The following is a 4,400-nucleotide window of genomic DNA, read 5'->3' on the forward strand; positions in this document are numbered from 1 at the left end:
CCGCGAAGCCCCCCGAGCGCCCCCTTCGCCTCCGCGCGGGATGCGCGCAGCGCGGGCACCAGGCCGAAGAGGACGCTGGTCGTCAGCGACAGGCCCGCCGCGATGGCGAGCACGTGCGGCTCCAGCCGGAGTTCTTCCGGCGACACGACCTCTCCGGGGACGAACACGCGCAGGAGGTCCATCCCCCACAACGCCAGCAGCAGGCCCGCCGCGCCGCCCATCAGGGCCAGCACCGCGCTCTCCGCCAGGAACTGCCGCACCAGCCGTCCCCGGTCCGCGCCCAGCGCCGCGCGCACCGCCACTTCGCGCTCGCGGGCACTGGCGCGCGCGAGCAGCAGGTTCGCCACATTGGCGCACGCCACGCACAGCACCAGCGCCATCACTCCGGCCAGCAGCCACAGTTGCTCGCGCGAGGTCTCCACCACCTGCTCATGCAACGGCACCAGCCGCACCCCGGGCGCCGCTTCACTCCCGCCCATCGTCGCGGCCCAGGCGCGCGAGTGCGCCTCCAGCTCCGCGCGGGCGCGCTCCAGCGGGACACCCGGCCGCAACCGGCCCACGCCCCGCAGGTACAGCTCCTCCGAAGCCTGACCCGGGGGCGCGGGCGTCAGCGGCTTCCACAGGTCCACGCCCGGCCAGAAGCGGAACGACGCGGGCAGCACGCCCTGGACGACGTGGGGCGCGCCATCCAACGTGAGCGTCTGGCCCACCACGTCCGCGCGTCCACCGAAGTGGCTCCACCAGAAGGCGTGGGACACGAGCACGCTCCGGTCGCGCCCTGCCCCCTGGGACTCCGGTCCGAAGTCCTGTCCACGCTCGGGCCGCACGCCCAGCAGTGACAGCAGGCCCGGGGTCGCGAGCCCCGCGCGCACCCGCTGCGCCGCGCTCGGACCGGTCAGCGTGTAGTCCATCGCGGTGGCGCCCTCGATGGCCTGGAACGCGCTCGGACGCTCGCGCCACGCCTGGAGGTACGAGTACGCCACACCGCCCCGCTCACGCTGCGGCGTGGACTGGTAGAGGCGCAGCAGCTCCTGGGGTTCGGGGTACGGCAGGGGCTTGAGCAGCACCTGATACACGAGGCTGAAGACCGCGGTGGTGGCCCCGATGGCGAGCGCGAGCGTGGCCACCACCACCGTGGTGAACACGGGCTCGCGGCGCATCCGGCGCAGCGACAGGCGGACGTCTTGGAGGAGCTGGGACATGGCGTCGGTCCGAGGCGGGCTGCAACTCTAGCGCCACGGCCGCCCCGCGGGTCGGAGGGCCTCCGGGACGGACGCGCGGTGTCCGCTCGTGGCACGTGGCGTCCCGCAAGCGGACAATGACCTTCTTTTCGGAAGGCAGGCGCGGGCGCGGGCGGTATGGATCGCCCATGCGAAATGCACTGATGGCGGCATCGTTCCTGGCCCTCGCGGGCTGTTCCCACTCGACGCCCACGGCTCCGGCGTCTTCCCCCCAGACGCAGGCGGCGGCCGTATCCGCACAGGCGCTGGTGGATGCGCCGGACCGCACGGAGGCGGACCGCAAGCTGGACGCGGGCCGGCATCCGGCCGCCCTGCTGGAGTTCGTGGGCGTGAAGCCCGGCATGCACGTGGCGGAGCTGATGGCGGGTGGCGGCTACACCACGGAGCTGCTGGCGCGCGCGGTGGGGCCCGAGGGCAAGGTGTACGGCGAGAACCCCAAGGTCGTGCTGGAGCGGTTCGCGGAGAAGCCGTGGCAGGAGCGGCTGGCGCGGCCGATGAACCAGAACGTGGTGCGCCTGGACCGTGAGCTGGACGCGCCCTTCCCGCCCGAGCTGAACGGCACGCTGGACGCGGTGGTGAGCCACATCATCTACCACGACACGGGATGGCTGGGCGTCGACCGGGCGAAGATGAACGCGGCGGTGTTCCAGGCGCTCAAGCCGGGCGGCGTGTACGTCATCCTCGACTCCAGCGCGAAGGCGGGCACGGGCATCACGGAAGGCCAGACACTGCACCGCATCGACGAGCAATTGGTGCGTGACGAGGTGCAGGCCGCGGGCTTCCAGTTCCAGGAGGAGAGCAAGACCTGGCGCAACCCGGAGGACACGCGCGACTGGAGCTCCAGTCCGGGCGCCGCGGGCGAGCGCCGGGGCACGAGCGACCGGTTCGCGTTCAAGTTCGTCAAGCCGTAGGCCCGGGACACGCTCATGGCCGCGCGCAAGTTCAAGGCGAAGCTCGAGGTTGCCAACGACATGGGAGGCCGGTTCGTGCGCTGTCCGTTCGACAGCCGCGAGGAGTACGGCGAAGCCCGGCCGCCCGTGGTGGGCACCGTCAACGGCCAGCCCTTCCGGAGCCGGTTGATGGTGTACGGAGGCATCACCTACCTGGGCTTCACCAAGGAGGTGCGCGAGGCCGCGGGCGTCGAGGACGGCGCGATGCTGAGCATCACGCTGGAGCGGGACACGGCACCTCGGGAGATCGAGGTGCCGGAAGACCTCCAGCGCGCGCTGGACGCGGAGCCCGCGCTGCGGGACGTCTTCACGAACCTGGCGTTCACGCACCGCAAGGAGTTCGTGAAGGCGCTCACCGAAGCGAAGAAAGAAGAGACCCGCGCCCGCCGCCTGGCCCAGACGCTGGAGAAGCTGCGCGCCAAGGCGGCGAAGCCGTGACCGTCACGCCCTGCCGGGACCGAGAGACTTTCATGAACATGCGGGTCGCAACGCGACTGATTGTCGTACTCGGGCTCAGCACGAGCTGTGCGACCGCCACGCAACAGTCCCCAAGCCGAAACGCGAATGGCTTCCTTGCCCAAGCAACGGATGCATGCCGCCCAGGGGACCCATCGACGGTGTGCTGCTGGAAGAAATTCCGGAGTGCCGAAAGCTGTGGGCTGACGGCATCGGAGGCAGCCGAAACCGCCACGTTGATCGAAGCATCGCGACAGGCCCAGAAAGCAACGAGCGCTGAATCTGACGACACATCCGATGACGGCTGGAGACAGCACTGCATCGACACCTACACCTTGTGCGCGGGGCAGAAGAAGCCACGATGGACAGGGGACTGCAGTGCATGCATGGAGCGCTGCAAAGGCCAGCACGAATGGCCTTTCGAGCTGTGCCATCAGGGGCCCGGAGGACGAGGATGAACCCTGGCGACTGGGAGCGAATCCGTTCTCTAGGAGGCCAGCTCCCGGAGGATGGCGAGCTCCCAGTGACGGAGGACGTGCGTGAACTACTGCTTCGCGTCGCGCCAGACGTGGCCCTCACACAAGATGAAGCGCGGCGGGCATTGAATGACCCCAGCACAGCTGCGGTGCTCTTGCGTGAGATGCATCGCCGCATTCGGGATGGGTCACGTCGACTGTCACGAGCCCTCGTGGAGTCACACAAGCTCAAGCAGACAGGCGACTTCGCCGCGGCGCGAGACGTACTCAACCGCGTGGCCGCCGTGGAGATTGTCCCATTCTACCGAGACCAGGTTCGGATTGCACTCGACCACGTCGAAGATCCTGACGAGGACAATCAAACCGATTCTGACGTCTGACCTCTCACGCCCTGGCATCGCGCAATGAAGTAGCATCGGACGCGAACCGGCTCGGAGGCACACGAAGACATGGTCCCCAGGTGGCTTCGACTCGAGGAGGAAACGACCCTGTGGCGGGCAGTGCCCATCGTGGCGCTGCTGCTGCTCCTGGTCGCGGTGGTGTCCTTCGCCCCGTTTCCCCAAGCGCTGCGGATGGGTTACAGGAACAGCCCGCTCGCGGCCGCGGCAGGGCTGTCCTTCGTCCTGGCCATCGCGGCCATCCTGTCACGGGCACTCAATCCGAGCCGGCGGCTGTCGGTGCTCTCATGGCTCCTGGCCTTACCAGTGTTCCTCTTGTTGCTCCTGGCGACGGCGGTGGCCTTCGGCCCGTTTGCCCTGCTGCTGCTGGATTTCCCGCTCGTGCTCGTGGCGGGGCTGTTCTTCGCCCTGGCCGTCCTGGGAATCCTGTCACGGGTGTCCAAGCCGAGCCGGCGGTTGTCGGTGCTCGCACTGCTCCTCGCCGCACCGGTGTGCTTCTTCTTCTCTGGCACGGCATACCAGCTCCGCGGGCTGTACCGGCTTCATGCCGTGGCGACCGAAGCCTGCCGGGCCGCTCGCGAGAATGCCCAGCCGACGTCCGATGACGCCTTCGAACATGCCGTCAGGCTCGCGAAGCTGTCGCCCTCACAAAGCGCTTCCATGGTGCTGAGCTGCAACAGCCATTTCGATCGGGTCTACATCACCAATGGCTTCGACCCGGTGTGGGGGATCTCCGACGACGGGGTCCTGCACTGAGGGGATGAGAAAAAATTAACGATTCTGATGCATCCAAAGGATGCATAAGCGCTGCTGTGCGAGCATGAATCGCCATGGCGGGGAGCAAACGGCCGCGAGTGCGTGTGCTCCGGCCGAAACGGA

5 protein-coding genes are annotated in these 4,400 nt (G+C 68.5%); 4 read left to right on the forward strand and 1 reads right to left on the reverse strand.

Going from position 1 to position 4,400, the window contains the following annotated elements; genetic code table 11:
- The coding region (locus D7V77_RS40470) for an FtsX-like permease family protein (protein ID WP_120581515.1) at positions 1-1,202 on the reverse strand (1,202 nt) is incomplete at its 3' end.
- 167 nt (positions 1,203-1,369) lie between these two features.
- Here D7V77_RS40470 and D7V77_RS40475 point away from each other — a divergent pair.
- The 4 genes from D7V77_RS40475 to D7V77_RS40490 all read left to right on the forward strand — a co-directional run bounded on the left by D7V77_RS40475 (position 1,370) and on the right by D7V77_RS40490 (position 4,277).
- Positions 1,370-2,152 carry a class I SAM-dependent methyltransferase gene (locus D7V77_RS40475; protein ID WP_120581516.1) on the forward strand — a complete coding sequence of 261 codons (783 nt, stop codon included), beginning with the start codon at positions 1,370-1,372 and terminating at the stop codon, positions 2,150-2,152.
- Between the two features lie 15 nt (positions 2,153-2,167).
- A complete protein-coding gene (locus tag D7V77_RS40480) occupies positions 2,168-2,629 on the forward strand; it encodes a YdeI/OmpD-associated family protein (protein ID WP_120581517.1) in 462 nt (153 codons plus the stop codon).
- 472 nt (positions 2,630-3,101) lie between these two features.
- Positions 3,102-3,503, forward strand: a complete 402-nt coding sequence (locus tag D7V77_RS46105; RefSeq protein ID WP_158624583.1) for a DUSAM domain-containing protein — start codon at positions 3,102-3,104, stop codon at positions 3,501-3,503.
- Between the two features lie 129 nt (positions 3,504-3,632).
- Positions 3,633-4,277 (forward strand): hypothetical protein, encoded by a 645-nt coding sequence (locus D7V77_RS40490; RefSeq protein WP_147452328.1) that lies wholly within the window; start codon positions 3,633-3,635, stop codon positions 4,275-4,277.
- The last annotated feature ends 123 nt before the right edge of the window (positions 4,278-4,400 follow it).

Source organism: Corallococcus sp. CA041A (assembly GCF_003612075.1).
Lineage (GTDB): Bacteria > Myxococcota > Myxococcia > Myxococcales > Myxococcaceae > Corallococcus > Corallococcus exiguus.

What these genes read in the sequence shown, in the direction of transcription:
- D7V77_RS40475 (WP_120581516.1), top strand. Translation starts at nt 1,370, where the DNA reads ATGCGAAATGCACTGATGGCGGCATCGTTCCTGGCCCTCGCGGGCTGT.
- D7V77_RS40480 (WP_120581517.1), top strand. Translation starts at nt 2,168, where the DNA reads ATGGCCGCGCGCAAGTTCAAGGCGAAGCTCGAGGTTGCCAACGACATG.
- D7V77_RS46105 (WP_158624583.1), top strand. Translation starts at nt 3,102, where the DNA reads ATGAACCCTGGCGACTGGGAGCGAATCCGTTCTCTAGGAGGCCAGCTC.